Below are 25,449 nucleotides of genomic sequence, written 5' to 3' on the forward strand. Positions count from 1 at the left end.
AGGAAAGTTGTGCCGTCGGGCGGGAGCGCGGCTGCGCCGGCCGTGGGCGTAAGGAAGGGCGACGGATCGCCTCATAGCAATGTAACAGACCATTGCGGCTTGTGAGGCGGCGTTCATGAAGAAAAGATGAGGGTCCCGCCTGGCCTGCCCCCCTTGCCGCTGCTAGGAGGTGAGGTGCTCCGGTCATCCCGCCCTGCCGCCGATGGTCTCGCGTTCGTCGCTTCCTCCCCAGCCACCGCGCAGCGCCGGTCGGCGCCTGAGCGGACCCTTGCCCGCCCTGTTGCTGCTCCCCCTGCTGGCGGCCGGTTGCCAGGGCCTGCCGAACGCAGAGAGCCGCCGCATCGACCAGCTCGAACTCAAGATCCAGCAGCTTGAGCAGCGGCTCAACAAGGCCAACCTTCGCCCTGACACCGCCGATCCGGCCGGCAAGCCCCCCGCCGGTGTGGTCAAGTCGCTGACCCTGCGCACCGACACCGAGGACGACCGGCTGCGCATCTACTGGGCCGACGGCAGCAAGACCGACCTCCCCTGCACCAAGGAACAGACCACCCTCGTCTGCGGATGACCATGACCTCCCCATCCCTGCGGCCCCTGCTGGGCTGCCTGGCCCTGCTGCTGGCCGTCCCCTTGGCAGGCGCCGATCCAGCCCGCGCCCAGATGACCCAGGAGCAGGCCTTCCAGCGGGGCCGCGCCGCGAACCTGGCCCGGATGCGGGCTGAGGTGATCAACGGCGGCCTCGGGGTCTACCGGCCGGCCCTCTGCATGTATGAACGCAGCGGCGGCAACTGCCTGGTGCGCGCCGATGCCGAGGGCTTCCTGTTCCGCTTCTACGGCGGCGTGCCCGGCTGGGCCCAGCTCGGCCTGCCGCCGACCGTGGAGAGCGAGATCCTCGTCGCCCCGGATGGTCGCAGCGTGGTGAGCGTCGTCTACAACGGCGCGCCCCGCTCCCAGCCCGCCCCCGCCGGCCAGAGCGAGGCTCAGCCCGGGCTCTGAAGCTCCCGGGCCAGGTCGGCCAGGGCCTGGCCCCAGCTCGGCTCCACCGGCCAGGACTCCCGGCGGGTGAGGCTCAGGGCGATGCCCTTCTCGCCGTAGGCCGCCTCGTTGATGAACACGGCCCAGACGGGGCCGATCTCCTGGTCTTCCCGCGGGTGGTACGGAATCGTGGCGCCCTCGGCCGTCAGGAACAGGGGATCACCGGCGGCGACCGGCTGCCAGTCGCGGTTCTGGCGCTGGGGGTGGACCACCGCCGCCGGGCTGCCGTCGCCATGGCGGGGCAGATCGAGGCTGCCCAGGTGCCGGTGCACCACCAGCCGCTGCGGCAGGCGCAGAGCGCCGGAGCGGGCCTGGGCCAGCACCTCCAGGGCCGCCTCCAGGGCCAGCTGGCTCTGCCGGCAGATCGGTTCCTGGATCACCCCCTGGGGCACCGGGCCCACCTCCACCACCAGCCCGCAGGGCCAGCGCTCCACCAGGTAGCCGGTCTGGGCCCGGTCCTGCTCGTGCAGGTAGATCGGCAGGCCCAGGCGCTGCTGCACCCCCGCCGCCAGGGCCAGGTCGGCGGACCGCCGGCCATAGACCACCAGGCTGTTGCCCATGGCGGCGGTGGTGCTGTGCAGGTCTAGGGCCACCAGGCAGGGGTGACTGCCGCCGGGCCCGTGGAGGGCCAGCAGCTCCCGGGCCCGCTCCAGCTCCCGATCCCCCGGCCCGGGGGCGTCCAGGAGCGCCGGGACGAAGCTGCGGTTGAGGTCGCGATCGAGGTAGCGCACCCCGGCGGCGTGGGCGGCGGAGTTGCCCAGCACCAGCTCCAGGGCGAGGTCGCTGCGGCGCAGCAGCGCCGGGTGCCGTCGCCAGGCCTCCAGCAGCCAGGGCGCATTGCGCTCGTTGCCGTGGGTGCCCCCCACCACCATCACCCGGCCCGCCACCATCGCCTGCTCGCTCACAGGGCCCCAGCCTGGCGCAGAGTCAGGGCAGGACACCGTGATTGCCCATGGCCCCGCCCGCCACCCTGGTGCGCTCCGCCCGGCAGCTCTGGCAGTGCCAGTGGCGCCTGCTGATGGGCGGCCTCGGCCCCGCCGACAGCCAGGGCCGCTACCGCCGGCCGGCCGGGGCCTTCACCGCCCTGCCGCCGCTGCCGGTGGACGCCGCCGCGGCCGGCGGCCACGTGCTGATCGTGGGCCGCAGCTGCCCCTGGGCCCACCGGGCCTGGCTCACCTGGAGCCTGCGGGGCCTGGCCCCGATGATCGACACGGTGGTGGTGGTTCCCGATCCGGACGCCGGCCGCTGGCGGTTCGGCGAGCCCTTCGAGGGCTGCGTCACCCTGCTCGACCTCTACCGCCGCAGCGGTGCCGATCCCCGCGCCCGGGCCACCGTGCCGGCCCTCTATTCCCGGCGGACCGGGACGATCCTGGTGAACGAGAGCGCCCGCCTGATCGAGCTGCTCAACGCCTGGCCCGCCGCGCCCGGGGCTCCGGACCTGGCCCCGCCGGCCGACCTCCCGGCGATCAGCGCCTGGCGGGAGCGCCTGCAGGGCGATGTCAACGACGGGGTGTACCGCTGTGGCTTCGCCCGCAACCAGGCGGCCTACGACGAAGCCGAAGCGGCCCTGTTCGCCGCACTGGCGGCGGTCGAGGCCGCCCTCGCCTCCCAGGGGGATAGCGGCGGCTGGCTCTGCGGCGGTGCCCACCCCAGCCTGGCGGACGTGGTGCTGTTCCCCACCCTGATCCGCATGGAGCTGGTCTACGCGCCCCTGTTCGGCTGCAGCCGCAAGCCCCTCTGGCAGCTGCCCCGTCTGTGGGACTGGCGGCGCCGCTTCCACGCCCTCGAGGGGGTCGCCGCCACCTGCTTCCCGGACGCCTGGCGCCGCGATTACTTCGGGGCCCTGTTCCCCCTGCACCCCTCCGGCATCGTCCCGGCGGGACCGGACCTGGCCACACTGGTAGGCAGCCCGCCCCCGGCCGCCCCCGGCGCCCCCACCCGATGAGCAGCACCCTGGCCACCCCGGACGGCGCCGACCCCGTCTTCGAGGGGGTGTACGGCCCCTTCACGATCACCGCCACCGACCGCCGCGAGGTGCTCGGCTACCGGCTGGCCCTCACCGCCGTCGCCCTGGGCCAGCTGGCCCTGCTGGCCCAGTGGCGCCAGCTGGGCCCCGAGCTGCTCTGGCCCTGGCTGCTGGTGATGGCGGCCGGACTGGGCCTGGCCCTGCGCTGGATCCACATCTATCTGCGTCCCCTGCACCGGGCCCTGCAACTGTTCTGGCTGGCGGGTTGCCTGGGCGGGGTGCTGCTGGCCCTGCGGGCCGGACCGGGTCAGATGCTCCCCGCCCTGGCGCAGCAACCCCTGTGGATCCTGGCGGTGGGCCCCTTCTTCGCCGCCCTGGCCGGCATCGGCTTCAAGGAGTTCTTCTGCTTCCAGCGCCCCGAGGCGATCGGCGTCACCCTGCTGCTGCCCCTGGCCCTGCTCGGCCGCCTGGCCGGCGTGCTCAGCCCGGCCACCACCGCCAGCCTGCTGGCCGCCGAAGCCCTGCTGCTGCTGGTGCTGTGTCTGCGCAAGTTCCCCATGCCGGCGGCGGCGGACGTGGGCGACAAGAGTGTCTTCGCCCACCTGGAGCAGCAGCGCCGGGGGCTGAGCCAGCCCGTCGAAGCCCCATGAGCCTGATCAGCCTGGTGGGGGCCGCCAAGGACTTCGGCCTGCGCAGCCTGTTCACCGACCTCGATCTGCACGTGGGGGAGCGGGACCGGCTGGGGCTGATCGGCCCCAACGGCGCCGGCAAGAGCACCCTGCTGCGGGTGCTGGCGGGCCTCGAACCGCTGGATCGCGGCGAGCGCCGCTGCCATGCCCGCACCCGGGTGGTGCTGCTCGACCAGGAGCCCCGCCTGGATCCGGCCCTGACCGTGCTGGAGCAGGTGTTCGCCGGGGACGGCGAGGCCATGGCCCTGCTGCGCGAGCACGCCGGGGTGAGCCACCAGCTGGCGAGCGGGGCGGAGGAGGGCCCGTTGCTGGCCCGCCTCAGCGCCCTGCAGCACCGCATGGACAGCTGCCAGGCCTGGGATCTGGAGCGCCGCTGCCGCGAGGTGCTGGAGCGCCTGGGCATCGACGCCGCCCACCAGGAGCGGACGATCGGCGAGCTCTCCGGCGGCAACCGGCGCCGGGTCGCCCTGGCGGCGGCCCTGGTGGCCGAACCGGAGGTGCTGCTGCTGGACGAACCCACCAACCACCTCGATGCCGAGGGGGTCGAGTGGCTGCAGAGCTACCTGGATCGCTTCGCCGGCGCCCTGGTGCTCGTCACCCACGACCGCTACCTGCTCGATCGGGTCACCAAGAGGATCGTGGCGGTGGAGCGGGGCGAGGCCCGCCCCTATGAGGGCAACTACGGCACCTACCTGGGCCTGAAGGCGGCCGAGGAGGAGGCGGAAGCCTCCACCGCCGCCAAGCTCAAGGGGACCCTGCGGCGGGAACTGGCCTGGATGCGCCAGGGCCCCAAGGCCCGCAGCACCAAGCAGAAGGCCCGGCTGCAGCGCATCGATGCCCTGCTGGAGGCCCCCAGCCGTCAGGGGCGAACCAGCCTGGCGATGGCCGCCACCGCCCGGCGCATCGGCAAGCGGGCGATCACCGCCGAGGGCCTGGCGGTGGCCGTGGGGGATCGGACCCTGCTGCGGGACTTCAGCTACGACTTCAGCCCCGAGGACCGGGTGGGGATCATCGGGCCCAACGGGGCCGGCAAGTCCAGCCTGCTGGAGGTGATCGCCGGCCGCCGCCCCCCCAGTGACGGCCTGCTGGAGCTGGGGGCCACGGTGAAGCTGGCCTACTTCGACCAGCACAGCGACGTGCTGCTGGCCAGGGACGGCAAGCGCAAGGTGATCGAGGTGGTGCAGGAGGCCGCCAGCCGGGTGCAGGTGGACGGGGTGGAGCTGACGGCCTCCCAGCTGCTGGAGCGGTTCCTGTTCCCCCCCGCCCAGCAGCACCAGCCGGTGGCCAAGCTCTCCGGGGGCGAGCGCCGGCGGCTGCACCTCTGCCGGCTGCTGATCGAGGCCCCCAACGTGCTGCTGCTGGACGAGCCCACCAACGACCTCGACGTGCACACCCTCAGCGTGCTGGAGGACTTCCTCGAGGATTTCCGCGGCTGTGTGGTGGTGGTCTCCCACGACCGCTGGTTCCTGGACCGCACCGTCGACCGCCTGTTCCACTTCGAGGCGGGCCGGCTGGAGCGCTTCGAGGGCAACTACAGCAGCTGGCTGGAGCGGAGAGCCCAGGCCCCCGCCCCAGCCGCCACCCCCCGGCCGGCTTCCGGTCCTGCCGCCTCCCCTGAGGCCGCCGCGGAGACCGCCAGGCGATCGACGCCTGCGGCCAGGGCGGCGGCGGCGGCCGGGCCCCGGCGGCGCAGCTTCAAGGAGGCCCGGGAGCTGGAGCGCCTCGAGAGCGAACTGCCGGAGCTCGAGCAGCGCCGCCGGGAGCTGGAGCAGCAGCTGGCGGCCCCCAGCGGCCCGGACTACGCCCGGCTGGAGGCCCTGACCCACGAGCTGGCGGCCGTGGTGGAGCGGATCGCTGCCGCCGAGGAGCGCTGGCTAACGCTCAGCGAGCTGGCAGCCTGAGCGCCGGCGGCGGTGGGGGTGGGGCACCTCCAGCAGCCCCGCCCCCTCGGCGATCCGGGGGGGCAGGCCGCAGACCGGCCCGGCGGGCTCCGGCAGCAGCCACGGCTGGCGTTGGACCCGGGCGCCCCGCGCTTCGGCCTGCTGCATCGCCGTGGGCTTGTAGTCGACGACGCTGCGATGGGCCGCCATCTGGTCACCCATGCGACGCAGGTAGAGATCCTGGTACCACTGCACCGCATCGGCCTGGAAGGCCTCCAGAGCCGCCTGGACGCTGGCGAAGCGCTGGCTGACCAGACCGCTGGGAGCGCACTGTTTCCAGATCAGCACCTCCTCGAAGCCGAGGCCCCGGCGCCACTGGCGCTGCTCCGAGAGGTAGCAGTGGGTTTCGGGACCGTTGATCCAGAAGAGCCGACCGTGCTCGTCGATGAAATGCCGTTCCCGACGCTTGCTGATGCGTGTCATGGGCCAACCGGGGCACTGTCCATTCCGCTGCTAGCCACGGAGGCGGCTCCACCGCAGCCGCCGGCGCCGGGTTTGCAACGGTGAGGCGGCGATCAGGCCGCCGCCGGGGGGTGTGCGGAGACCCACAGGAGACGGCGATCCCCCGGCCCCGACCGTATGGTGTCTGCGGTGAGTTCCGACCCGTGACGGCCGGTTTTTGCATGAAGACGATCGACGATCACATCGAGAAGGACAAAGTCGAGATCGAATCGGCCAAGGCCGACGGCAATCTCGGCAAGGTGCGCCACCTCGAGGAGGAGCTCAAGGCCCTCAACGAGTACAAGGAGCACCACCCCGAGGACAACCACGACCCCACCCCCCTGGAGGTCTATTGCGACCTCAACCCTGAAGCTCCCGAGTGCCGCGTCTACGACGACTGATCGCTCGCCGCTGACGGATCAGGCGATGCCCAGCTGCGCCCACACGGCGGCCAGCAGGGCATCGAGACCCTGGGAGGCCGCTGCTGAAATCACCAGGGGAGGCCCGCCGGTGTGGTCCCCGACGGCAGCCACCAGCTCCTTGAGCTCGGCGGCATCACGCAGCTCCATCTTGTTCAGCACCACCAGGCGGGGGCGCTCGCTGAGGCCGTGGCCGTAGGCGGCCAGCTCCTCCTCCACCACCCGCAGATCCGCCAGCACATCCTCCGCGCCCGCATCGACCAGATGCAGCAGCAGCCTGGTGCGCTCGATGTGGCGCAGGAAGTCATGGCCCAGGCCGGCGCCGCGCGCCGCCCCGGCGATCAGGCCGGGGATGTCGGCGAAGACGGTGCCGTCGCCGCTGGGGCGCCGCACCACCCCCAGATTGGGCACCAGGGTGGTGAAGGGGTAGTCGGCGATCTTGGGCCGGGCTGCTGAGAGCACGGCGATCAGGGTGCTCTTGCCGGCATTGGGCAGGCCGATGATTCCCACCTCGGCCAGCAGCTTGAGCTCCAGCTGCAGCAGCCATTCCTCCCCCTCCCTGCCCTCGGTGAACTTCTCCGGCGCCCGGTTGCGGTTGCTGAGGTAGTGGGCATTGCCCAGTCCCCCCCGGCCGCCGGCCGCCACCAGCAGCTCCTCGCCGGCGTTGGTGAGATCCCCCAGCAGGATGCCGGTGCGGCAGTCGCGCACCTCCGTGCCGCAGGGCACCCGGATCGTCAGGGTGGAGGCACTGGCCCCGGTGGAGCGATTCGGGCCGCCGCGGCGGCCATCATCGGCGGCGAACAGGCGCCGGTACTTGAAATCCAGCAGGGTCTGGAGGTTGGCATCGGCGACGAGGAGCACGTCACCGCCGCGGCCGCCGTCGCCACCGGAGGGCCCGCCGGCGGGGACGTACTTCTCACGACGGAAGGCCACGATGCCGTCGCCGCCGCGGCCGGCGCGCACGGCGATGCGGGCCTGATCGATGAACTGCAAGGAAGGGGTTCGGCCGGGGCTCGGATGAGGAACAACCCTAGGATCCCCCGGTTGCACCCCTGGTTTGGCCGAGGTCCGCTTCGAGAAGGTCGGCAAGACCTACCCGCCCCGTCGCGGCGGCAGCCCGGTGGAGGTGCTGCGCCAGCTCGACCTGCACATCCAGGACGGTGAATTCCTCGTGCTGGTGGGCCCCTCGGGCTGCGGCAAGAGCACCCTGCTGCGGCTGCTGGCGGGGCTGGAGGCCACCACCGAAGGCGAGATCTACGTGGGGGACCGCCCCGTCAGCCGGCTGCGGCCGGCCCAGCGCGACGTGGCGATGGTGTTTCAGAGCTACGCGCTCTATCCCCACCTGAGCGTGGCCGACAACATCGGCTTCGGCCTGCGGCGCAGCCGCCACCGCAGCCTGCCCCAGCAGTTGCAGGACAGCCTGCACCGGGCCACCCGCCGCCTGCCGGCCCCGCTGCGGATTGACTCCGAGCGGGAGCGCCGCATCGCGGCCCGCATCGACGAGGTGGCCACCACCCTGGAGCTGGAGCCGCTGCTGGAGCGCCGGCCCAAGGAGCTCTCCGGCGGCCAGAAGCAGCGGGTGGCGCTGGGCCGGGCCATCGCCCGCCAGCCGGCGGTGTTCCTGATGGATGAGCCCCTCAGCAACCTGGACGCCAAGCTGCGCACCGGCACCCGCACCCAGATCGTGGAGCTGCAGCGGCGCCTGGGCACCACCACCCTCTACGTCACCCACGACCAGGTGGAGGCGATGACCATGGGCCACCGCATCGCCGTGCTCAACGAGGGCCGGCTGCAGCAGCTGGGCACCCCGATGCAGCTCTACCAGTGGCCGTCCAACCTGTTCGTGGCCCAGTTCATCGGCAGCCCGGCGATGAACCTGCTGCCCGTCGAAGTGGCCGGCTCGGCCCAGCTGCTGCTGGGGGGGCGGCGCTTCCCGGTGGAAGGTCCGATGGCCGACCTGCTGGGCGACTGGATCGGTCACCGGATCACCGGCGGTCTGCGGCCGGAGCACCTGCGGCTGGCCCCCGCCACCAACCGCAACCTGGCGGCGGAGGTGAGCCACTGCGAGGCCCTGGGCAACGAGCAGCTGGTCACCTGCCGGTTGCTGGACGGCAGCCACCTGGTGCTGGTCCGGGCCACTCCGGATCAGAGCGTGACCGTGGGCCAGACCGTCCATCTTGATGTCGATCCCACGGGCTGGCGCCTGTTCGACGGGCTCGGGGCGGCGCTGCTGCCGGCCGAAGCCACCATGCCGCCACCGCGGCAGGAGCCCCAGCTGCCCGCCATCAGCCACTGATCCATCAACCCCTGAGCCGCCGGAGCGGTCTCACTTCACCCAGATGACGCTGCAGCCGGGGCCCCCATCCCCCTGCTCGGCATCGCTGACCCGCTCCACCCAGGGCAGGCCGGAGAGCCACTCCCGCAGGCCCCGCTTGAGCTTGCCGGTGCCGATGCCGTGGATCACCCACACCGGCCCGTTGGCACCGCGCAGGCGCTCCTCCACCGCCGCCTCGGCCTCGTGCACCCGCAGACCGCGCACGTCCACCGTGTTGCCCTCGGTGCGCACCTCGGGCCCGCGGCTGCCCGGGGAACGGCGGCTGCGGATGCGCACCTGGGGCGGCGGCTCGGGGGGTGCCGGCTTCTCGCCGTGCAGCCCTTCAATGCCGGCGAGTTCCACCGTCAGCCGCAGCACGCCACAGCGGACGGTGAGCTCGCTGCCGTCGTCGGAGATCGTCAGGACCTCGGCGGCCTTGCCCAGGGCCAGCAGCCGGATGCGGTCGCCGACCCGGGGCCGCCAGCCGCCGTGGTCGCGCCGCTCCGGCAGGGGCCGGTGCTGCTGCTCGAGGCGCCGCAGCCGCTGGCCCGCCTGACGGGCGGTCTCCCCGGCCACCCGCCCGCCGACGCGCACCTCCTGGCCCACGGAGCGCAGCCGCCGGATCAGCCGCCGCACCTCCCCCTGCCCCTCCCGGATCGACAGCTCCAGCCGCTGGCGGCGCTGCTCCTGCAGTTCCGCCGACTGCTCCTTCTGCTGCGACCAGCGCTGCAGCAGTTCCTCGTGCAGCAGCTCGGTGCGGGCCAGCAGCGCCGCCGCCGCCTCGGCCGCCTCCTGCTGGCGCTGGCGCTCCTGCTCCAGCCCCTCGATCACCCGGTTGACGTCCCCCTCGCCGCCGGGCTCCAGCTGGGCGGCGGCCACCGCCAGCACGGCGGGGTCGAGCCCCAGACGGGAGGCGATCGCCAGGGCGTTGCTGCGGCCGGGGATGCCCCACTGCAGCCGGTAGGTGGGCGAGAGGGTCTCCACGTCGAAGGCCACCGACGCATTCTCGAAGCGGGGATCGGCGTACTTGAGCGCCTTGAGTTCGCCGAAGTGGGTGGTGGCGACGGTGAGGCGGGCCCGATCGGCGAGGTGGCGCAGCAGGGCGGCGGCCAGGGCGCTGCCCTCGGTGGGATCCGTGCCGGCCCCCACCTCATCGAGCAGCACCAGGGCCGCCGGCCCCTGGGGCAGGGCCCCCAGGATGCGGGCGATGCGGCGGATGTGGCCGCTGAAGGTGGAGAGGTTCTGCTGCAGCGACTGCTCGTCGCCGATGTCGGCCAGGACCTGGCCGCACCAGGGCAGCCGGGGGGTGCCGGCGCAGGGCAGGAACAGGCCGGCCCGGGCCATCAGGGCCGCCAGCCCCAGGCTCTTGAGGGTCACGGTCTTGCCGCCGGTGTTGGGGCCGGTGATCGCCACCACCCGCAGCTCCGGGCCCACCCGGATGGTCACGGGCACCACGGGCCGGCCGCCCTCGCGCCGCTCCTGCCAGAGCAGCAGGGGGTGGCGCAGGTCGATGAGCTCGAAGGGGGCGTCGGCCGCCTCGGCCAGCTCGGGCCGCACCGCCCCCAGCCACTGGCCGTAGCGGGCCCGGGCCAGACCCGCATCGATCCGCACCAGCACCTGCTGGAGGTGGTCGAGGGGTTCGGCCTGCGCGCCCACCAGGCCACTGAGCTCGCTGCGCACCTGGCGCTCCAGCTCCCGTTCCTGGCCCTCCGCATCGCGGATGCGGTTGCCCAGGGGGATCACCGCCTGGGGTTCCACGTACACCGTGCTGCCGGAGGCGGAACTGTCGTGCACCAGGCCGCCCACCTGGGCGGCGGCCCCGGCCTTCACCGCCAGCACCGGCCGGCCACCCCGCTCGCTCACCACCGTGTCCTGGAGCAGGGAGCCGTAGCGGCGCACCAGCTCCTGCAGCCGCTCGCGCCGCTCACCGCGCAGGGCCAGCAACTGGCGGCGCACCGTCTCCAAGGGGGCGCTGGCCCGATCCGCCACCCGGCCGCCCTCCTCCAGGCAGAAGTGGAGCCGCTGCTCCAGCTCCGGCAGGGTGCGCAGTTCGGCCACCAGGGCCGTGGTGATCGGCCGCAGCTCCGGATCCTCGATCTGGCGCCGCAGCCGCCGCGCCGTGGCCAGGGTGGCGGCCAGCGCCAGCAGCTCCTCACCGCCGGCGCAGCCGCCCTTGGCGCAGAGGGCCACGGTCGTCGCAATGTCCCCGACCCCCTGCAGGCTCAGCCCCCCCTCGCAGAGGCCGTCGAGGGCCAGCAGCTCGGTGGTCTCCAGCAGCAGACGGCGGCTTTCGGCCGGATGGTCGGGCAGGCCCAGGGCGGCGCAGTGGCGGCGGCCGGCGGCGGTGCCGGCGAAACCGGCCAGGTGCTCGGCCAGCCGGTGCCACTCCAGCAGCTCCAGGGTCTCCTGGTGGATCTCGCTCACAGGGGCTGCGCTCACCCCGCCGGTGCCAGGGAGGTGGAGGTGGGGGCGGGGGCAGGGGCAGGGATGGCGGCGGCACCCACGTTGGAGGGGATGCCGGCGGCGGGCTCGTAGAGCATCTCCAGCCAGTTGCCCTCCGGATCCTGCAGGTAGAAGGAGGCGGTGCCGTCGCGGTGGTCGTGCACCGGACCCACCCGGTGGCCCGCCGCCGCCAGCCGGTCATGCACCGCGTCCACCTCGGCGCGGTCGCTGAAGTGGAAGGCGAAGTGGGGGCCGGCGGCGGTGTAGCTGGGGCTGAGCAGGGCGATGCCATCGCCGTTGGCGGGCGACTGCATGTAGGCCCAGTCCTGGGCATCCCAGGTGAGGCGCAGCCCGAGCTGTTCGTAGAAACGCTTGGCACGCTCCATGTCCTGGACCCGCACCGCCACGTGGCCGAGACGCGTCATGGAAGGGGGCGACGACGGTTCATCGCACCATTCAAGCGGTGCGGCTTAGCCGTCGCGCAGCCACTGGGCGGCGTCGCAGGCGTGGTACGTGAGGATCAGGTCGGCGCCGGCCCGCTTGAAGCAGAGCAGGGTCTCCAGCACCACGGCCCGCTCGTCGATCCAGCCCCGCTCGGCGGCGGCCTTGACCATGGCGTACTCACCGCTGACGTTGTATGCGGCGATCGGCAGCTCGCTCTCGCCCCGCAGGCGATGGATCACGTCCAGGTAGGCCAGGCCAGGCTTCACCATCAGGATGTCGGCCCCCTCCTGCTCATCGAGCAGGGCCTCGGTGAGGGCTTCGCGGCCGTTGGCCGGATCCATCTGGTAGGTGCTCTTGTCCTTGGGGATGGGCTTGCTGCTCACGGCCCGGGGGGCGGAATCGAGCGCCTCGCGGAAGGGGCCGTAGTAGGCGGAGGCGTACTTGGCGGTGTAGCTGATGATCCCGACGTGCTCGAAGCCCTCCTCATCGAGGGCCTCGCGGATCGCCCCCACGCGGCCGTCCATCATGTCGCTGGGGCCGATCAGATCGGCTCCGGCCCGGGCCTGGGCCACCGCCTGGCGGCAGAGCAGGGTGACGGTCTCGTCGTTGAGCACCACCCCCTCAGCACTCACGATGCCGTCGTGGCCGTCGCAGGAATAGGGGTCCAGGGCCACATCGGTCATGATCGCCATGGCCGGATGTTCCTGCTTGAGGCGCCGGATCGCCCGGGGAATCAGGCCGCCCTCGTTGAAGCACTCGCTGCCGTCCTCGGTCTTGAGGCCGTCAGCCACCTTGGGGAACAGCACCACGCAGCGGATGCCCAGATCCCAGGCCCGGCCCACCTCCGCCACCAGCCCCTCCAGGCTCCAGCGCTGGGCGCCGGGCATGGCGCCGATTGGCTCGTTGGATGCGCCCTCGTGCACGAACAGCGGGTAGATGAAATCGGCGGCACTGAGCTGGTATTCCCGCACCATGGCCCTCAGGGCCGGCGTGCGACGCAGCCGGCGGGGCCGATAGGTGAGCTCCATGGGGCAGATCTGACTGGCCGGATCCTACGGAAAGCCCTTCCGGCGCTTGGACGGCGAAGGGGAGCGGGCCTCAGAGCAGGGCGGCGCTGATCCAGTCCTTGCGGGGGTCGACGCTGCGGGCCTGACGCAGCTGCTCCAGCAGATCCCGCTCCCGGGGGCTGAGGCTGTCGGGGAGCCTGAGGGTGGGGGTGAACAGCAGATCGCCCCGGCCGTCCTTCACCGGCCAGCCCTTGCCCTTGAGCCGCAGGCTGCGGCCAAGGGTCATGCCGGGGGGCACCTGGATGGTGGCTTCACCATCGGGGGTGGCCACGCGCACCTCGCCCCCCAGGGCCAGTTCGTCGAGGCTCAAGGGGAGCTCGGCCCGCAGCTGGTCGCCATCGAGGCGCCAGACGGGGTGGGGTTGCAGCTTGAGGGTGAGATAGAGATCGCCGCGGCGCCCCGTGCCGGGCTGCAGGTTGCCCTTGCCCTTCAGCCGCAGGCGGCTGCCGTCCTTGACGCCGGCGGGAATGCGCACCTGCACCCGCTCCTCGTTGACGGCGAGGGTGCGCTCACAACCGCGGAAGGCATCGGCCACCGGCAGGCTGATGGTGGCTTCCGCATCGAGCTGAACCTGGGTGGAGCGCTCGGCGCCGGTGCCACCGAAACCGGAGGCGAAGCCACCGGGGAAGCCGCTGCCGAAGCCAAAGCCGCCGGGGGCGCCGGCCGGGGCGCCGCCCCCGAAGCGTCCCAGCAGATCGTTGATGAAGTCGTCGAAATTGCCGTAGCGGCCGAAGTCGACGTCGACGCCGGGGGCGCCACCGCCACCCCCGCCCATCTGGTTCCAGTACTGGCCGAACTGCTCGTAGCGGCGACGCTTCTCGGGATCGGAGAGCACTTCATAGGCCTCGCTGATCTCCTTGAAGCGGGCCTCGGCAGACGCATCACCGGGGTTCACATCCGGGTGGTACTGGCGGGCGAGCTTGCGGAAGGCCCGCTTGATGCCATCGGCATCGGTGCCCCTTTCCACACCCAGAACCTTGAAGTAGTCGCGGTAACCGTTCACGCTCATCTCGTCACGCTCATTTCGCCAGGGCGCCCGTCACCGTCGAACCTGGAAATTGTCCCAGTCCCGCCGCTGAATTCACAGGCCCGCTCAGGGCGGAAGCCCGTACGGCAGCGGGATTCGCCCTCTGGGTACGCCAGCGGGGGCGGCCTAGATTTCCGGCCCCGATGACCCGCCGATGCTCCCCCCTTTCCCACCCCGGTCGCCCCGGCGGTCTTCGACGCCGGCGCTGCTGCTGCTGGGCGGACTGTCCGCCCTGGCGGGGGGCCTGCTGAGCTTCAGCCCACCGGCCCACGGCGGCCAGGCCGGCGGTTCGACCACTCCCACCCTCGGAGAGGCCCTGGCCCCTTCCAGCGGCGTTCAGCTGGAACTGACGGAGCACCTCAGGCGGATCGGGGCCGTGTTCTACGGCGCCTGGTGGTGCCCGGCCTGCTTCCGTCAGAAGAGCCTCTTCGGCCAGCAGGCGGGAGACCGGCTTCCCTACGTCGAGTGCGACAAGACCAGCGAGGGCCGGGAACGCTGCCAGGCGGAGGGCATCAAGGCCTACCCCACCTGGGTCCTGGGCAACAAGCGGGTGGAAGGGGTGCAGACGATCGAGGAGCTGAAGCGCTGGAGCGGCTTCATCCGCACGACGGAAACCGGTAGCCCCTGAGCAACGGAGATGTGCTGCAGAGCACACAGAAAACCACCTGTCCACTGTCACTCAGGCGGGAGGGACGAGGTAGACGGGGCGTGCGATTTTGGTAGAGTCCGTAAACCACTTCCGCAAAACACTGAAACCCGTCTGGAGCCAATCTCCTCTCCCCAGGGACATGAAGGAGTCAAGACTTCCCGTTCGAGAACCCAAGTTTTCAGCGCCCTTTTTTCAGATTCTCATTAAAGTCGAGGTGTATTTTCAGGATCATTGTTATTCCGGCCATCTCTGGGATGTGAGCCGTTCCGGCGCCTGCATCCGCAGCTTTCAGCAGGTTCCCATGGGAACCCCCGCCCAGATTCGTTTCCACGATCCCAGCGACGAGGAGATCATTGAAGCCAGGGGCGAACTGATCTGGATGAATCAACTCAGGGGTGCCCACTACTCAGGCCTCAGGTTTGAAGAGGGTTTCGACATCTCCAAGACCTTTCTCAGGCTGCTGATCAAGTCGGAGGAGCCCTGAGCCCATCCGTCGCCTTCCGGCGGCGGATGGATGTCCAGTCATGACTGGAGTGGGCGCGAGTCACATCCGGTCATCAATGGCCGCAGCGGCCACCCCGGCGAGATCCATACGATCCGGTGGTCCCCGTCGCTTGACGACAAGCAGCCATGAACCTGCTCCATCACACCCTCGCCGCCAGCCTCCTGCTCGGCACGGTCGCCACCCCGGTGCTGGCCGACTCCAGCGATTCCCTGGAAGGCAAGATCCAGTCGATCGATGCCGGCAGACGCTCCTTTGTCGTCCGTGGTCAGACATTCCTCACCAATGCCGCCACGGACTACGACGATGGCTTGAAGACCTTCTCCGATCTCAAGACGGGGATGAAGGTCAAAGTGGATCACTCCCGGCGTGGTGGTACCCGTTACGCCAAGGAGATCGAGCTGGACGACTGAGGCCTCCCGGCCTGACCCGCCCGCCCCGTCAGCGCCGGTACACCCCGGCGCCGGGAGCCCCGTAGCCCAGCCCGGGGCGAACCCCGGCCCCGGAGGCCGGCCCGCCGAGGCCACCGGGATTCCCCTCCGGCCCCCGCTCCAGGCCAGCTCCGGCCTCACCGAATCCAGCCCCCGGCAACACCCCAGCGCCCGAAGCCGGCCCGCCCACACCGCCGCCACCGACGCCAGGTTCCCGATCCAGGCCCGCACCGGCCGCTCCGAAGCCGGCGCCGGGGGCCACCCCCGCGCCGGAGGCCGGCCCGCCGAGCCCACCGGGATTGGGTCGGGCTTCACCGACGCCCGTGAGGGCCAGGGCGACGGCCACCGCAGCGATGGCCGGAACGATGAGGAGCTGGCAGCGTTTCATCGCCGGTCATGCGCAGGAGACCCTCGTCCTAGCAAGGTCGGCGCCCCAGCCCCGTGACAGCACCGGTGGGGTGGATGGCGGCTCCTAGAGTCGTCCTTTGGGCCCCGGGTCCGTGACCGGCACAGCTGATCGGCGCCGCCGTCCCCCGGGCCTCGCCCCGCGCAGCCCATGAACCCGGCCCGGCAGGCCTTGAACGGCGCCCTGCGGGTCCTGCTGCTGACCCTGCCGCTCAGCCTGCTGTCGGGCTGCGGCCTCGCTCCGGAGGAGCTCAGGGGAACGGCCTATCTCGCCATCAGCGTCGAAGGTGACCAGCCGCTGACCAAGGCGATCCTGCAGGAGAAGGTCCTGCAAGCGCAGGCGATCGTGGCGGCCTTTCGCCAGCTGCACCCCCACGTGGCGATCGAAACCAACCTCTTCCGTGAGAGTGACTTCGTCGAGGAGGTGCATCGCCGGCGGGCCGCAGGCCTCGGCCCCGATCTGATGCTGGTGGCGGGCTCCACCGCCCACGCCCTGGTGGAGGCCGATCTGGCCCGCAGCTTCCAGCTGCCCCAGGCCACACGCCGCCAGGTGGACCCCGATTCCCTGTCCCGGCTGGAGATCCCGCCCAGGGGGCTGGCGGGCCTGCCGATCCTGAGGCGACCGCAGCTCGCCTGCTACAACCGCACCCGGCTGGCCAGCAGCCCCGCCAACACCGACGACCTGCTGACCCAGGCCCGCGGGGGTCTGCGGGTGGGGCTGGCGGTGGAATCGCGAACCCTCTTCTGGAGCACGGGTCCCCTGGGGGCGGATCGGGCGATCATCGCCGCCGCCGCCGGGCGCCCCCTGGCGGCCCGCGAACGGGAGGGGTTGCGACGCTGGCTGGCTTGGCTCTCGGCCGCCAACTTCAACCAGAAGGTCTTCATCGAGCCCGACCAGGAAGCGCTGGTGCAGGGTCTGCTGGAGCGGCGCCTGGACTGGATCCCCTGCAACAGCGGCAACCTCAGCCGGCTGCGCGACACCCTGGGGACCTCCCTCGGGGTGAGCGACCTGCCCGCCGGACCCTACGGGCCGCCCACACCGATCACGAGGCTGCGGGTGCTGGCCTTCGGCACGGATTCCACCACCCGTCAGCGGCGCGTGGCGGAGGCCCTGGCCGTGTTTGCGCTGAACCCCTGGATCCAGAGCACCCTGACCACCGACAACGAGGACATGCTGCCCACCAATCGCTTCGTCCCGCCCTCGGCGCTGCACACCCCCGGGCTCAAGGCGATGCAGCGATCCGTGCGGCAGGCCGACGCCAGCGACGCCATCTCCCGGCTGCTGCCCGCCGGTGATCCGCGCGACCGGGCCCTCAGTCGCCTGGTGACAGCGGTGGCCTTCGGCGAAATCCCGGCTACGGAAGCCTCCGGGGCCGTGGTCAGGGCCCTGGCTCCCCATCCATGAACGATCTGCTCGGCCAGGTGCTCGGCTGGCTGCCGATGCTGGGCCGGGCCCAGGTCCTGCTTCAGCTCGCCCTGGTGGCCCTGGCCGTGGCGGGCAGCCGCCTGGTGGGCCACCGCTTCGGGCCGCCCGGCCGGTCCGGGTGGTTCGAACTCGGCACCACCGCGGCGGTGGCCGCCCTCGGCTGGGGGCTGCTGAGCATCGCCCGCCAGCCGACGGCCCTGGCCGGACTGCTGATCGCCGCCGTGGCCGGCCTGCAGGTGTCGGAGCTGGTGCTGCGTCGGGTTGAGCGCTGGCTCCCCGAGGATCAGATCCAGCCGCTTCGCCATCTGCTGATCCGCCCGTTCCTGTTCGGCGGGTTGCTGTGGACGCTGATCGAGCAGCTGGACACCCGCGCCGAACTGGCCCTGATCCCCCTGGGTCGCTGGATGGGCGCGAATGTGAATGTGGGCGACATGACACGGCTGCTGGTGGTGCTCTACCTGCTGCTGGTCGCCTCGGGACCGCCCTCGCTGGGGCTGGCCTGGCTGCTGAAGCGGTTCTTCGCCCTGGAGCGGGTGAGCGTGCGCGCCATCGGCCTGATGGTGCGCTACGCGGTGATCAGCCTCGGAACCGTGGCGCTGCTGGAAACGATCGGCTTCAACAGCACCGCCCTGCTGGCGATCGCCGGGGGGCTGTCGGTAGGCCTCGGCTTCGGCGTCAAGGAGGTGTTCGGCAACTTCGTCAGCGGCCTGTGGCTGCTGTTCGAAGGCTCCCTGCGGCCGGGCGACATCATCGCCCTCGATGGCGACTTCTGCGAGGTGCGCCGTCTCGGCCTGCGGGCCACCAGGCTCTGGCGCGACCGGGACAACGCCGAACTGGTGATTCCCAACCAGACCTTCTTCAACTCCAGCACGGTGGAGTTCAGCGTCGGCCGCACCCGCTTTCTCACCCAGATCGCCATCAGCGTTGATGCCGGCCAGCCCGCCGGCACGATCCTGGCCCTGCTGGAGGAGATCGCCACCGCCGTGCCCGGCGTGGAAAGCCATCCGCCCCCGAAGGCCTACGTGCAGGGGGTGGGGGACCGCGGCGGCGATTACGTGGTGAAGTTCTGGATCCACAGTCCCTTCGCCAACCGGAGAATCTGCAGCGCCGTGATGGCGGCGGCCATCGAGCGGTTCCGGGAGCTGGGCATCGAGCTGCCGTTCCCCCGCCTGATCGTGGAGCACGCCAGGACCGAGCCGCCGGGGTGAGGCTCCGGATGTTGGGAAGGCCCCTTCCAGGGCCCATGGGTCATTTGGGTGACAAGGCTGACCTCACCCCGTCTCCGTTAAGAGTGTCAGGCAGCCACAGGGGCGGCTTGACGGGAGAAACGAACGATGTTGTTCGCTGTTACGGGTTCGCTCTGACCGAGCAGGCTTCAGTCACCCTCCTCATGCCCCGTCGAAACCATTGCAGCCCCGGGATGACGCACCGCCGGCGGGGCGGTGGGTCGGGGGAATGGAGCTGAGCGGAATCGAACCGCTGTCCGAGACACTGGTGTGGACCACCTAGTTCGTCCGAAGACGAGCCTGTTCATCCTGCCACCTCCCCGCCAGCGCAGCCGCGGCCACAGGCGGTGGGCATCCCCGTACAGGGGGACCGCCAGCCAGCAGCATGGGGCGATGGCCAGCTCCTCAACCTTCGACGTCATTGCCGTGGTGCCCCCGGGGCTGGAGGAGCCGGCGGCGGCGGAGGCGGCCGCCCTCGGGGCCACCGAGGTGCGTCCCCTGCGGCGCGCCGTGGGCCTGCGGGCCGATGCGGCCACCTTCTACCGGCTGCATCTGCAGGCCCGGCTGCCGTTCCGCTTCCTGCGCCAGCTGGCCCGCTTCCCCTGCCGCGGCCGCGAGGAGCTCTACGACGGCGTGCAGCACGCCGCCGACTGGGAGCGCTGGCTGCCGCCCCAGCTCAGCTTCCGGGTGGAGGCCAGCGGCAGCGTGCCCGGCCTCACCCACAGCCACTACAGCGCCCTGCAGGTCAAGAACGCCCTGGTCGATCGCCAGCGCCAGGTGTGGGGGTCGCGCTCCTCGGTGGATCTGGACGATCCCGACCTTGTCTTGCACCTGCACCTCAGCCCCGGCCGCCCCGGCGGCAGTGGCCCCGAGGCGGTGCTGAGCCTCGATGGCGGCGGCGCCAGCCTGCACCGGCGCGGCTACCGGGCCGCCATGGGCCTGGCCCCCCTCAAGGAGAACCTGGCCGCCGGCCTGATCGCCCACACCGGCTGGAACGGGACCGTGCCCCTGGCCGATCCCTTCTGCGGCTCCGGCACCCTGCTGATCGAGGCCGCCTGCCACGCCCTCGGCCGTGCCCCCGGCCTGGAGCGCAGCTTCAGCCTGGAGCGCTGGCCCGATTTCGATGCCGCCCTCTGGCAGCGGGAGCGGCAGGCCGCCCAGGACCTGGCCCGCACCAGCCTCCCGGGCGGTGAGCCCCTGGCGGCCGTGGTGGGCATGGAGCGGGATCCGGCCGTGCTGGCCATGGCCCGCAGCAACGCGGCGGCGGCCGGTGTGGCCGACTGGGTCGAGCTGCAGGAAGGGGACTGCCGCGATTTCCGCCCCCCGGAAACCCCCGGAGTGCTGGTGTGCAACCCCCCCTACGGCGACCGGCTCGGTGCGGACGACGACCTGGAGGCGCTCTACGGCGACCTGGGTCGGATGGTGAAGGAGCGCTGCGGCGGCTGGAGCCTGTGGCTGCTGAGCGGCAACCCCGCCCTCACGGGGGCCCTGCGGATGAAGGCCAGCCGCCGGGTGCCGGTGAGCAACGGCGGCATCGACTGCCGCTGGCTCCGCTACGACATCCGCTGAGGTCCGCTACAGCAGCTCCCCTTGCGCGCTGCTAGCGGTGGGTCCTGCCCCCGCCGCCGCAAGAGCCATGGCCTCACTGTTCGAAGCGCTCAAGCAGGAGGCCCTGGCCGTGGAGAGGGATCCGTCCCTCGACACCGGAGCGGCCACGATGGCCCTGCTGCGGGAGTGGCTGGCCAGCCACGAAGCTGAGATCAGCGCCCGCAAGCTGGCGGCACCGACGGAGTTCAACGGCACGCTGATGCAGTGGTTCCACTGGTACAGCGACGGCGACGGCGGCCACTGGCGGCGGCTGCGCCAGGAGGCACCGGCCCTGGCCCGGGCGGGCATCACCGCCCTGTGGCTGCCGCCGGCGGGCAAGGGGGGGAGTGTGTGGGACGTGGGCTACGGCACCTACGACCTGTTTGACCTGGGCGAATTCGACCAGAAAGGCACGGTGCGCACCAAGTACGGCACCAAACAGGAGTATCTGGAGGCGATCGAGGCCTGCCACGCCGCCGGGATGCAGGTGTATGCCGATGTGGTGTTCAACCACAAGATGAACGCCGACGAGCAGGAGCAGTACCGGGCCACGCCCTGCGATCCCGCCGACCGCAACCGGCCCCTGGGGGAGGAACGCACGATCAGCGCCTGGACCCGCTTCCGCTTCGACGGTCGCGGCGACCGCTATTCCTCGATGCAGTGGCACTGGACTCACTTCGACGCGGTCGATCACAACACGCTCGATCCGGGATTCCGGGCCGTGTGGCGCACCCAGGGGGCCCGCTTCGAGGGCAACGTCGATCTGGAGAAGGGCAATTACGACTACCTGATGGGCAGCGACCTCAACGTGAACCACCCCGAGGTGCGCGGTGAGCTCAAGCACTGGGGCCGCTGGAGCCTCGACCACGTGGGGGCCGACGGCTTCCGCCTCGATGCGATCAAGCACATCGCCAGTGATTTCTTCCTCGACTGGATCAGCGACCTTGAGACCCATGCCCAGCGCGATCTGTTCGTGGTGGGCGAGTACTGGACCTACAACATCGCGAGCCTCCACTGGTATGCGGCCAACACCGGGGGCCACATGAGCCTGTTCGATGCGCCGCTGCACATGAACTTCCACCAGGCCAGCCGCAGCGGGGGCCACTACGACATGCGCCGGCTGCTCGACGGCACCCTGATGCAGCAGCTGCCGCTGCTGGCGGTGACCCTGGTGGACAACCACGACACCCAGCCGCTGCAAGCCCTGGAATCGGTGGTGGAGGCCTGGTTCAAGCCCCTTGCCTACGCCGTGATCCTGCTGCGCGACCAGGGCTATCCCTGCATCTTCCATGCCGATTACTACGGCGCCGACTACAGCGACAGCAAGAACGGCCAGGAGTACAGGATCGTGCTTCCCAGCCACCGCTTCCTGATCGACCGCTTTCTGCTGGCCCGCGGCCACTGCGCCTACGGGCCCCAGTACGACTACCTCGACCACGACAACACCATCGGCTGGACGCGCCTGGGCACCCCGGGCCACCCCAGGGCCCTGGCGGTGCTGATGAGCGACGGACCCGCCGGCCACAAGTGGATGGAGGTGGGCAAGCGCCACACCACGTTCCGCGACCTGACCGGCCACATCCAGACGCCGATCACCACCAACGGCGACGGCTGGGCGGAATGGCACTGCCCGGGGGGCTCGGTGTCGGTGTGGGTGGAGGCGGACGCCCTGGCGGAGCTGGGGGTGACCCTCTGACGCCAGGGCGGGCTGGGGAGCGCCGGCGGCTACCGCTGGCCCCGCGCCATCAGCAATTGGGGCTCGACGTTCGCGACCCCCTCCAGCTCCCGCAGTCGTGCCACACACCCCAGGGCCTCGGCCAGGCCGCCACAGCGAGCCCGCAGCCAGGCGGCCTCGGGGGCATGGTCGGGTCGAGCGGCGATGCGGCAGCCCGCCTGCTCCAGGGCGGCGCGGTGGGCCAGCGCCGACTCTCCCGGCAGGAAGCGGATGAAGAGCTGGCCGGTGGGAACCGCCAGGGCATCGCTGCCGGGCTGGGCATAGACCGGGCTGAGCGACTGGCCCTTGGCCAGGGGGGCGATAGGAGCTCCGGGAAGCACGGCGATGGCCTCGGGCTCGAACCGCAGCACCCCGTCGGCCGTGGGCAGGGGCTCCCCGTGCAGGGCGTACCAGCCGGGCCTCTGCTCGAAGACCACGGGCTGCTCCGCGCCGACGAGGATCCGCCGGGGGAAAGCGTCGAAGGACGTCGCGGGCCCCATGGTCGCCAGGCTCCTGCTCCCCTTCGTTTCCACGCTATCCAGCCGGCCATCAGCCCAGAGGGCCCCGCCTCTGAAGAAGGGTGAAGATTCCCCAGACCTGTGACGGCAGATCACGTCCTGTTCCGCTGGCTTGAATTCACCCGCTGAGGCGCGGAGAGTGGTCGCCGCAGCGATGACACCGCGATGGTTCAGGTTCGCTACGGCGGCAAAGATGCGGCCCCCTACGCCCTGGATGTCAGCGCCAATCACCTCGTCGTCCGCACTCTCAATCGCCAGGCGGTGATGCCGGAGCGGCCCTTCGAAGTGTCGCCGGTCAGCGCCGAGGCGCACCGGATCCTTGCCCAGTTCCAGAGCCTCACGCGCTTCCGCGAAGCGGGAGTCGAGCTGCTGAGCACCCGGAACCACCAGGCCGATGGGGTCCTGCGGGATGCCGCCCGAAGCCTGCTCAAGGCGGAGCCCGGCATCGACTTCGCCGGCCGCGTCCTGGTGGATACCCAGGGCCGGCCCGTGGTCTACACGGAGAATCTGTTCGTCAAGTTCGAGGATGATGCGGAGCCTGAGGCCTGTGAGGGCCTGCTGCAACGCATGGGCCTCGCCATCAAGCGCGGCCTCAGCTATGCCCGCCACGCCTATTTCGTGGCGGCTCCAGGCAACAGCGGGCTGGCGGTGTTCGCGATCGCCGAAGCCCTGCTGGGCGAGGAGGGCGTCACCCTGTGCCATCCGGAACTGGTGAGCCCCAGCCGCCGGCGCCGCCAGGCCTTCCCGCCCGAGTGGCATCTCAAAGCCACCGCCGTCAACGGCCGGCTCGTCGACGCCCATGCCGAGGTGGAGGCGGCCTGGTCCCTCAGCGACGGCACCGGGACGATCATCGCGGTGGTGGACGACGGCTTCGACCTCGACCATGAGGAATTCCGCTCCTCCGGCAAGGTCGTCGCCCCGCGGGATGTGACCCGCCAGAGCGGCGACCCCCGCCCCGGCCGCGGCGACGACCACGGCACCGCCTGCGCCGGGGTGGCCTGCGCCAACGGCCAGTTCGGCGCCACCGGGGTCGCCCCCGGCGCCCGGCTGATCCCGATCCGGCTGGCCTCCGGCCTGGGGTCCCAGGCGGAGGCGGAGGCGTTCGTGTGGGCGGCCCGCAACGGCGCCGATGTGATCTCCTGCAGCTGGGGCCCGCCGGACGGGGCCTGGTGGGACCCGAACGACCCGGCCCACCGCCAGGTGGTGCCCCTGCCGGATTCCACCCGGCTGGCGATCGACTTCGCCACCGCCCAGGGCCGCGGCGGCAAGGGCTGCGTGGTCCTGTTCGCGGCGGGCAACGGCAACGAGAGCGTCGACAACGACGGCTATGCCAGCTACGGCAAGGTGATCGCCGTGGCGGCCTGCAACGACCAGTCGAAACGCAGCGCCTACAGCGACTTCGGCCAGGCCGTGTGGTGCAGCTTCCCCAGCAGCGACGGCCGCCCCTCCCTGACCCCCGGCATCTGGACCACCGACCGCTCCGGGGTGGCGGGCTACAACCAGGGCAGCCCCCAGAAGGGGGATCCGGCGGGCCACTACACCAATTCCTTCGGCGGCACCTCCAGCGCCTGCCCAGGCGTGGCCGGGGTGGCGGCCCTGGTGCTGGCCCGCAATCCGGCCCTGCGCTGGGACCAGGTGCGGGAGATCCTGCGGCAGGCCTGCGTCCGGATCGACCCCACCGGCGGCAACTACGACGCCGGCGGCCGCAGCCCCTTCTACGGCTACGGGCGGGTGAGCGCCCGCCGGGCGGTGGAGCTGGCCCGTCCGCCCCAGCCGGCGGCGGCCCTGGTGTTCCAGGCGGTGCAGGACGTGCCGATCAACGACTTCCAGACCGCCACCCTGGCCCTGCCGGTGGCCGCCCCGGGCCCGCTGCAGTCGATCCGGGTGACGGTGGATCTTGATCACACCTACATCGGCGATCTGGTGGTGCGGCTGCTGCCGCCCTCCGCCCTCGGGGCCGTCCCCGTGCTGCTGCACGACCGCTCCGGCGGCGGCACCGACAACCTCAAGGTCACCTACGACGCGGTGAATGCCCCGGCCCTGGCGGCTTTGAAGGGCAAGGACCCCACCGGCACCTGGACCCTGGAGGTGTCCGACACGGCCCGGGCCGACCGGGGCACCCTGCGCAGCCTGCGGCTGGAGATGGGCTTCTGATGACAGGGGCCGTCCCTGACGCCCCGGGCCGCCACGCCAGCGCGCGAGGCGATCGGTGGAGAGACGGGAAGGGCTGTTGGCGTCCCGACAGGAGAATGCTGGGACATTGACTGGAGAATCGGTCTACCCCGTGAATGGAGCGGTTCCCATGGAGCCTGCGGTCTCCGTGATCATCGTCTCGGATTTCGAGCTCACCGATCAGAAGACCTGGCGTGACGAAATCGCCGTGCTGAAGGCCTTCGCCGCCCAGGACTTCGGCGAGCCGTTCGAGTTGATCGTGGTGGAGAACAGCCGGTTCGCCGATGCGGTGCCCGACAACCTCATCAGGATCGCCCCGCACACACGGGTGGTGTTCACTGACCAGACCCAGTCGGCCAGGCTGAAGGACGACGGCGTCCGCCAGTGCCGCGGCGATCTGGTCGCCGTGATCGAGGCCGACTGCCTACCGAATCCCGCCTGGCTGCGAACCCTGGTGGGTGTGCTGCGCGAACGGCCTGAGGTGGATGTGGTCAGTGGGCGGACCTGGTACGGCGACCAGACCCCCTACCACCGCTGCCTCAATCTGATGCACCGCGCCTTCGACGACTACGGCCAACCGTCCGCCTCCATCCACATTTCCAACAACGGCGCCCTGTATCGCCGACCCGTCCTGGAGGCCTTTCCCTACCCGGAGGCGATCACCCCCTTTCTCTCCTCACGCCTGCGGAATCGCCGCCTGCTTGAGGCCGGCCACAGCTTCTTCTTCCATCCCGGGGCACGCATGCTGCACGCCATCGGCGGGCTGCCGTTCCTGTTCGATGTGCACCGGAACGTCGGCTACTCCGACTTGATGCAGGCCCCCCATGGCCCGAGGGTCGGCGCGATCCTGCGGGTGCTGCTGCAGCGGACGACACGCGAATGCCGCGACCTACGCCGGCTTGGCGACAGCTATCTGAAAGGGTTCGACCGGATGCTGCTGCCGCTGTTCCAGTTCGTCGGTCGCTGCTTCGAAACGGTCGGCATGGTGGACGCCCTGCTGCGGCGGCGGTCGATCCCGCACTCCGCCTATCGCTAAGG

Annotated in this window: 25 protein-coding genes; 16 read left to right on the top strand and 9 right to left on the bottom strand. The window is 71.4% G+C overall.

The genetic code is table 11. The features are described from left to right. Positions 1–268: 268 nt before the first annotated feature. Positions 269–565, top strand: a complete 297-nt coding sequence (locus VB738_RS14215) for a hypothetical protein (RefSeq protein ID WP_323306367.1) — start codon at positions 269–271, stop codon at positions 563–565. Between the two features lie 2 nt (positions 566–567). Continuing rightward, positions 568–993: a hypothetical protein gene (locus tag VB738_RS14220; RefSeq protein ID WP_323306368.1), complete on the top strand. Its 426-nt coding sequence runs from the start codon at positions 568–570 to the stop codon at positions 991–993. Here VB738_RS14220 and VB738_RS14225 read toward each other — a convergent pair. Continuing rightward, positions 978–1,922 carry an aspartoacylase gene (locus VB738_RS14225; RefSeq protein ID WP_323306433.1) on the bottom strand — a complete coding sequence of 315 codons (945 nt, stop codon included), beginning with the start codon at positions 1,920–1,922 and terminating at the stop codon, positions 978–980. The two genes, VB738_RS14220 and VB738_RS14225, sit on opposite strands and share 16 nt — an antisense overlap. A 62-nt stretch (positions 1,923–1,984) precedes the next feature. On the opposite strand from VB738_RS14225, the gene VB738_RS14230 reads away from it, so the two are divergent. Genes VB738_RS14230 through VB738_RS14240 form a run of 3 tightly spaced genes read left to right on the top strand, consistent with a single transcriptional unit; the run spans position 1,985 to position 5,588 of the window. Next, positions 1,985–2,977, top strand: coding sequence for a glutathione S-transferase C-terminal domain-containing protein (locus VB738_RS14230; RefSeq protein ID WP_323306369.1), 993 nt, complete (start codon positions 1,985–1,987; stop codon positions 2,975–2,977). Further along, positions 2,974–3,648, top strand: a complete 675-nt coding sequence (locus tag VB738_RS14235) for a DUF2301 domain-containing membrane protein (RefSeq protein WP_323306370.1) — start codon at positions 2,974–2,976, stop codon at positions 3,646–3,648. The genes VB738_RS14230 and VB738_RS14235 overlap by 4 nt, the downstream gene beginning before the upstream one ends. After that, a complete protein-coding gene (locus tag VB738_RS14240) occupies positions 3,645–5,588 on the top strand; it encodes an ABC-F family ATP-binding cassette domain-containing protein (RefSeq protein WP_323306371.1) in 1,944 nt (647 codons plus the stop codon). Before VB738_RS14235 ends, VB738_RS14240 begins: the two co-directional genes overlap by 4 nt. Here the strand turns inward: VB738_RS14240 and VB738_RS14245 are convergent. After that, positions 5,562–6,050 carry a hypothetical protein gene (locus VB738_RS14245; RefSeq protein WP_323306372.1) on the bottom strand — a complete coding sequence of 163 codons (489 nt, stop codon included), beginning with the start codon at positions 6,048–6,050 and terminating at the stop codon, positions 5,562–5,564. The genes VB738_RS14240 and VB738_RS14245 overlap by 27 nt on opposite strands. Positions 6,051–6,250: 200 nt before the next feature. On the opposite strand from VB738_RS14245, the gene VB738_RS14250 reads away from it, so the two are divergent. Beyond that, complete coding sequence (locus VB738_RS14250; RefSeq protein WP_043325524.1) at positions 6,251–6,469, top strand: Calvin cycle protein CP12; 219 nt, start codon at positions 6,251–6,253, stop codon at positions 6,467–6,469. 18 nt (positions 6,470–6,487) lie between these two features. Here VB738_RS14250 and cgtA read toward each other — a convergent pair whose 3' ends face one another. Then, positions 6,488–7,480 carry an Obg family GTPase CgtA gene (cgtA, locus tag VB738_RS14255; protein WP_323306373.1) on the bottom strand — a complete coding sequence of 331 codons (993 nt, stop codon included), beginning with the start codon at positions 7,478–7,480 and terminating at the stop codon, positions 6,488–6,490. Between the two features lie 64 nt (positions 7,481–7,544). Here cgtA and VB738_RS14260 point away from each other — a divergent pair, with 64 nt between their 5' ends. Continuing rightward, positions 7,545–8,783: an ABC transporter ATP-binding protein gene (locus VB738_RS14260; protein ID WP_323306374.1), complete on the top strand. Its 1,239-nt coding sequence runs from the start codon at positions 7,545–7,547 to the stop codon at positions 8,781–8,783. Positions 8,784–8,813: 30 nt separating this feature from the next. Here the strand turns inward: VB738_RS14260 and VB738_RS14265 are convergent, their stop codons facing one another. The 4 genes from VB738_RS14265 to VB738_RS14280 form a co-directional block, all read right to left on the bottom strand. Then, the gene (locus tag VB738_RS14265) at positions 8,814–11,225 is read right to left on the bottom strand and encodes an endonuclease MutS2 (protein ID WP_416233187.1); all 2,412 of its coding nucleotides are present in this window, start codon (positions 11,223–11,225) and stop codon (positions 8,814–8,816) included. An 11-nt stretch (positions 11,226–11,236) separates the two neighbouring features. After that, positions 11,237–11,668 (bottom strand): VOC family protein, encoded by a 432-nt coding sequence (locus VB738_RS14270; RefSeq protein ID WP_323306376.1) that lies wholly within the window; start codon positions 11,666–11,668, stop codon positions 11,237–11,239. Positions 11,669–11,713: 45 nt separating this feature from the next. Then, positions 11,714–12,715, bottom strand: a complete 1,002-nt coding sequence (gene hemB / locus VB738_RS14275) for a porphobilinogen synthase (RefSeq protein ID WP_323306377.1) — start codon at positions 12,713–12,715, stop codon at positions 11,714–11,716. A gap of 70 nt (positions 12,716–12,785) precedes the next feature. Then, positions 12,786–13,763, bottom strand: coding sequence for a J domain-containing protein (locus tag VB738_RS14280; RefSeq protein WP_323306378.1), 978 nt, complete (start codon positions 13,761–13,763; stop codon positions 12,786–12,788). A gap of 172 nt (positions 13,764–13,935) precedes the next feature. Between VB738_RS14280 and VB738_RS14285 the strand changes: the two genes are divergently transcribed. The 3 genes from VB738_RS14285 (at position 13,936) to VB738_RS14295 (ending at position 15,345) form a co-directional block, all read left to right on the top strand. Beyond that, on the top strand, positions 13,936–14,409 hold the full coding sequence (locus tag VB738_RS14285) for a hypothetical protein (RefSeq protein WP_323306379.1): 474 nt from the start codon (positions 13,936–13,938) through the stop codon (positions 14,407–14,409). A gap of 160 nt (positions 14,410–14,569) precedes the next feature. Further along, complete coding sequence (locus VB738_RS14290; protein ID WP_323306380.1) at positions 14,570–14,914, top strand: PilZ domain-containing protein; 345 nt, start codon at positions 14,570–14,572, stop codon at positions 14,912–14,914. 146 nt (positions 14,915–15,060) lie between these two features. Then, entirely contained in the window at positions 15,061–15,345 is a 285-nt protein-coding gene (locus VB738_RS14295; protein WP_323306381.1) for a DUF5666 domain-containing protein, read from the top strand. 28 nt (positions 15,346–15,373) lie between these two features. Here the strand turns inward: VB738_RS14295 and VB738_RS14300 are convergent, their stop codons facing one another. Further along, the gene (locus VB738_RS14300) at positions 15,374–15,751 is read right to left on the bottom strand and encodes a hypothetical protein (protein ID WP_323306382.1); all 378 of its coding nucleotides are present in this window, start codon (positions 15,749–15,751) and stop codon (positions 15,374–15,376) included. Positions 15,752–15,919: 168 nt separating this feature from the next. Here VB738_RS14300 and VB738_RS14305 point away from each other — a divergent pair, with 168 nt between their 5' ends. The 4 genes from VB738_RS14305 (at position 15,920) to VB738_RS14320 (ending at position 21,703) form a co-directional block, all read left to right on the top strand. After that, positions 15,920–17,173 carry an extracellular solute-binding protein gene (locus tag VB738_RS14305; RefSeq protein ID WP_323306383.1) on the top strand — a complete coding sequence of 418 codons (1,254 nt, stop codon included), beginning with the start codon at positions 15,920–15,922 and terminating at the stop codon, positions 17,171–17,173. After that, on the top strand, positions 17,170–18,402 hold the full coding sequence (locus tag VB738_RS14310; protein ID WP_323306384.1) for a mechanosensitive ion channel family protein: 1,233 nt from the start codon (positions 17,170–17,172) through the stop codon (positions 18,400–18,402). The genes VB738_RS14305 and VB738_RS14310 overlap by 4 nt, the downstream gene beginning before the upstream one ends. 411 nt (positions 18,403–18,813) lie before the next feature. After that, on the top strand, positions 18,814–19,989 hold the full coding sequence (locus VB738_RS14315) for a THUMP domain-containing class I SAM-dependent RNA methyltransferase (protein ID WP_323306385.1): 1,176 nt from the start codon (positions 18,814–18,816) through the stop codon (positions 19,987–19,989). Positions 19,990–20,056: 67 nt separating this feature from the next. Next, positions 20,057–21,703 carry an alpha-amylase gene (locus tag VB738_RS14320; protein WP_323306386.1) on the top strand — a complete coding sequence of 549 codons (1,647 nt, stop codon included), beginning with the start codon at positions 20,057–20,059 and terminating at the stop codon, positions 21,701–21,703. Between the two features lie 29 nt (positions 21,704–21,732). Here VB738_RS14320 and VB738_RS14325 read toward each other — a convergent pair whose 3' ends face one another. Next, positions 21,733–22,221 carry a hypothetical protein gene (locus VB738_RS14325; RefSeq protein ID WP_323306387.1) on the bottom strand — a complete coding sequence of 163 codons (489 nt, stop codon included), beginning with the start codon at positions 22,219–22,221 and terminating at the stop codon, positions 21,733–21,735. A gap of 183 nt (positions 22,222–22,404) precedes the next feature. On the opposite strand from VB738_RS14325, the gene VB738_RS14330 reads away from it, so the two are divergent. Further along, positions 22,405–24,393, top strand: a complete 1,989-nt coding sequence (locus VB738_RS14330; RefSeq protein ID WP_323306388.1) for a S8 family serine peptidase — start codon at positions 22,405–22,407, stop codon at positions 24,391–24,393. Positions 24,394–24,541: 148 nt separating this feature from the next. Continuing rightward, on the top strand, positions 24,542–25,447 hold the full coding sequence (locus VB738_RS14335) for a glycosyltransferase family 2 protein (protein ID WP_323306389.1): 906 nt from the start codon (positions 24,542–24,544) through the stop codon (positions 25,445–25,447). Positions 25,448–25,449: the final 2 nt, after the last annotated feature.

This window comes from Cyanobium gracile UHCC 0139 (assembly GCF_034931325.1).
Classification (GTDB): domain Bacteria; phylum Cyanobacteriota; class Cyanobacteriia; order PCC-6307; family Cyanobiaceae; genus Cyanobium; species Cyanobium gracile_B.

Bases quoted from the DNA above. Each gene is read 5' to 3' on its own strand.
- VB738_RS14220 (WP_323306368.1), top strand. From the start codon at position 568: ATGACCTCCCCATCCCTGCGGCCCCTGCTGGGCTGCCTGGCCCTGCTG.
- VB738_RS14225 (WP_323306433.1), bottom strand. From the start codon at position 1,922: ATGGTGGCGGGCCGGGTGATGGTGGTGGGGGGCACCCACGGCAACGAG.
- VB738_RS14230 (WP_323306369.1), top strand. From the start codon at position 1,985: ATGGCCCCGCCCGCCACCCTGGTGCGCTCCGCCCGGCAGCTCTGGCAG.
- VB738_RS14235 (WP_323306370.1), top strand. From the start codon at position 2,974: ATGAGCAGCACCCTGGCCACCCCGGACGGCGCCGACCCCGTCTTCGAG.
- VB738_RS14240 (WP_323306371.1), top strand. From the start codon at position 3,645: ATGAGCCTGATCAGCCTGGTGGGGGCCGCCAAGGACTTCGGCCTGCGC.
- VB738_RS14245 (WP_323306372.1), bottom strand. From the start codon at position 6,050: ATGACACGCATCAGCAAGCGTCGGGAACGGCATTTCATCGACGAGCAC.
- VB738_RS14250 (WP_043325524.1), top strand. From the start codon at position 6,251: ATGAAGACGATCGACGATCACATCGAGAAGGACAAAGTCGAGATCGAA.
- VB738_RS14270 (WP_323306376.1), bottom strand. From the start codon at position 11,668: ATGACGCGTCTCGGCCACGTGGCGGTGCGGGTCCAGGACATGGAGCGT.
- hemB (WP_323306377.1), bottom strand. From the start codon at position 12,715: ATGGAGCTCACCTATCGGCCCCGCCGGCTGCGTCGCACGCCGGCCCTG.
- VB738_RS14280 (WP_323306378.1), bottom strand. From the start codon at position 13,763: ATGAGCGTGAACGGTTACCGCGACTACTTCAAGGTTCTGGGTGTGGAA.
- VB738_RS14285 (WP_323306379.1), top strand. From the start codon at position 13,936: ATGCTCCCCCCTTTCCCACCCCGGTCGCCCCGGCGGTCTTCGACGCCG.
- VB738_RS14290 (WP_323306380.1), top strand. From the start codon at position 14,570: ATGAAGGAGTCAAGACTTCCCGTTCGAGAACCCAAGTTTTCAGCGCCC.
- VB738_RS14295 (WP_323306381.1), top strand. From the start codon at position 15,061: ATGAACCTGCTCCATCACACCCTCGCCGCCAGCCTCCTGCTCGGCACG.
- VB738_RS14300 (WP_323306382.1), bottom strand. From the start codon at position 15,751: ATGAAACGCTGCCAGCTCCTCATCGTTCCGGCCATCGCTGCGGTGGCC.
- VB738_RS14305 (WP_323306383.1), top strand. From the start codon at position 15,920: ATGAACCCGGCCCGGCAGGCCTTGAACGGCGCCCTGCGGGTCCTGCTG.
- VB738_RS14310 (WP_323306384.1), top strand. From the start codon at position 17,170: ATGAACGATCTGCTCGGCCAGGTGCTCGGCTGGCTGCCGATGCTGGGC.
- VB738_RS14315 (WP_323306385.1), top strand. From the start codon at position 18,814: ATGGCCAGCTCCTCAACCTTCGACGTCATTGCCGTGGTGCCCCCGGGG.
- VB738_RS14320 (WP_323306386.1), top strand. From the start codon at position 20,057: ATGGCCTCACTGTTCGAAGCGCTCAAGCAGGAGGCCCTGGCCGTGGAG.
- VB738_RS14325 (WP_323306387.1), bottom strand. From the start codon at position 22,221: ATGGGGCCCGCGACGTCCTTCGACGCTTTCCCCCGGCGGATCCTCGTC.
- VB738_RS14330 (WP_323306388.1), top strand. From the start codon at position 22,405: ATGGTTCAGGTTCGCTACGGCGGCAAAGATGCGGCCCCCTACGCCCTG.
- VB738_RS14335 (WP_323306389.1), top strand. From the start codon at position 24,542: ATGGAGCCTGCGGTCTCCGTGATCATCGTCTCGGATTTCGAGCTCACC.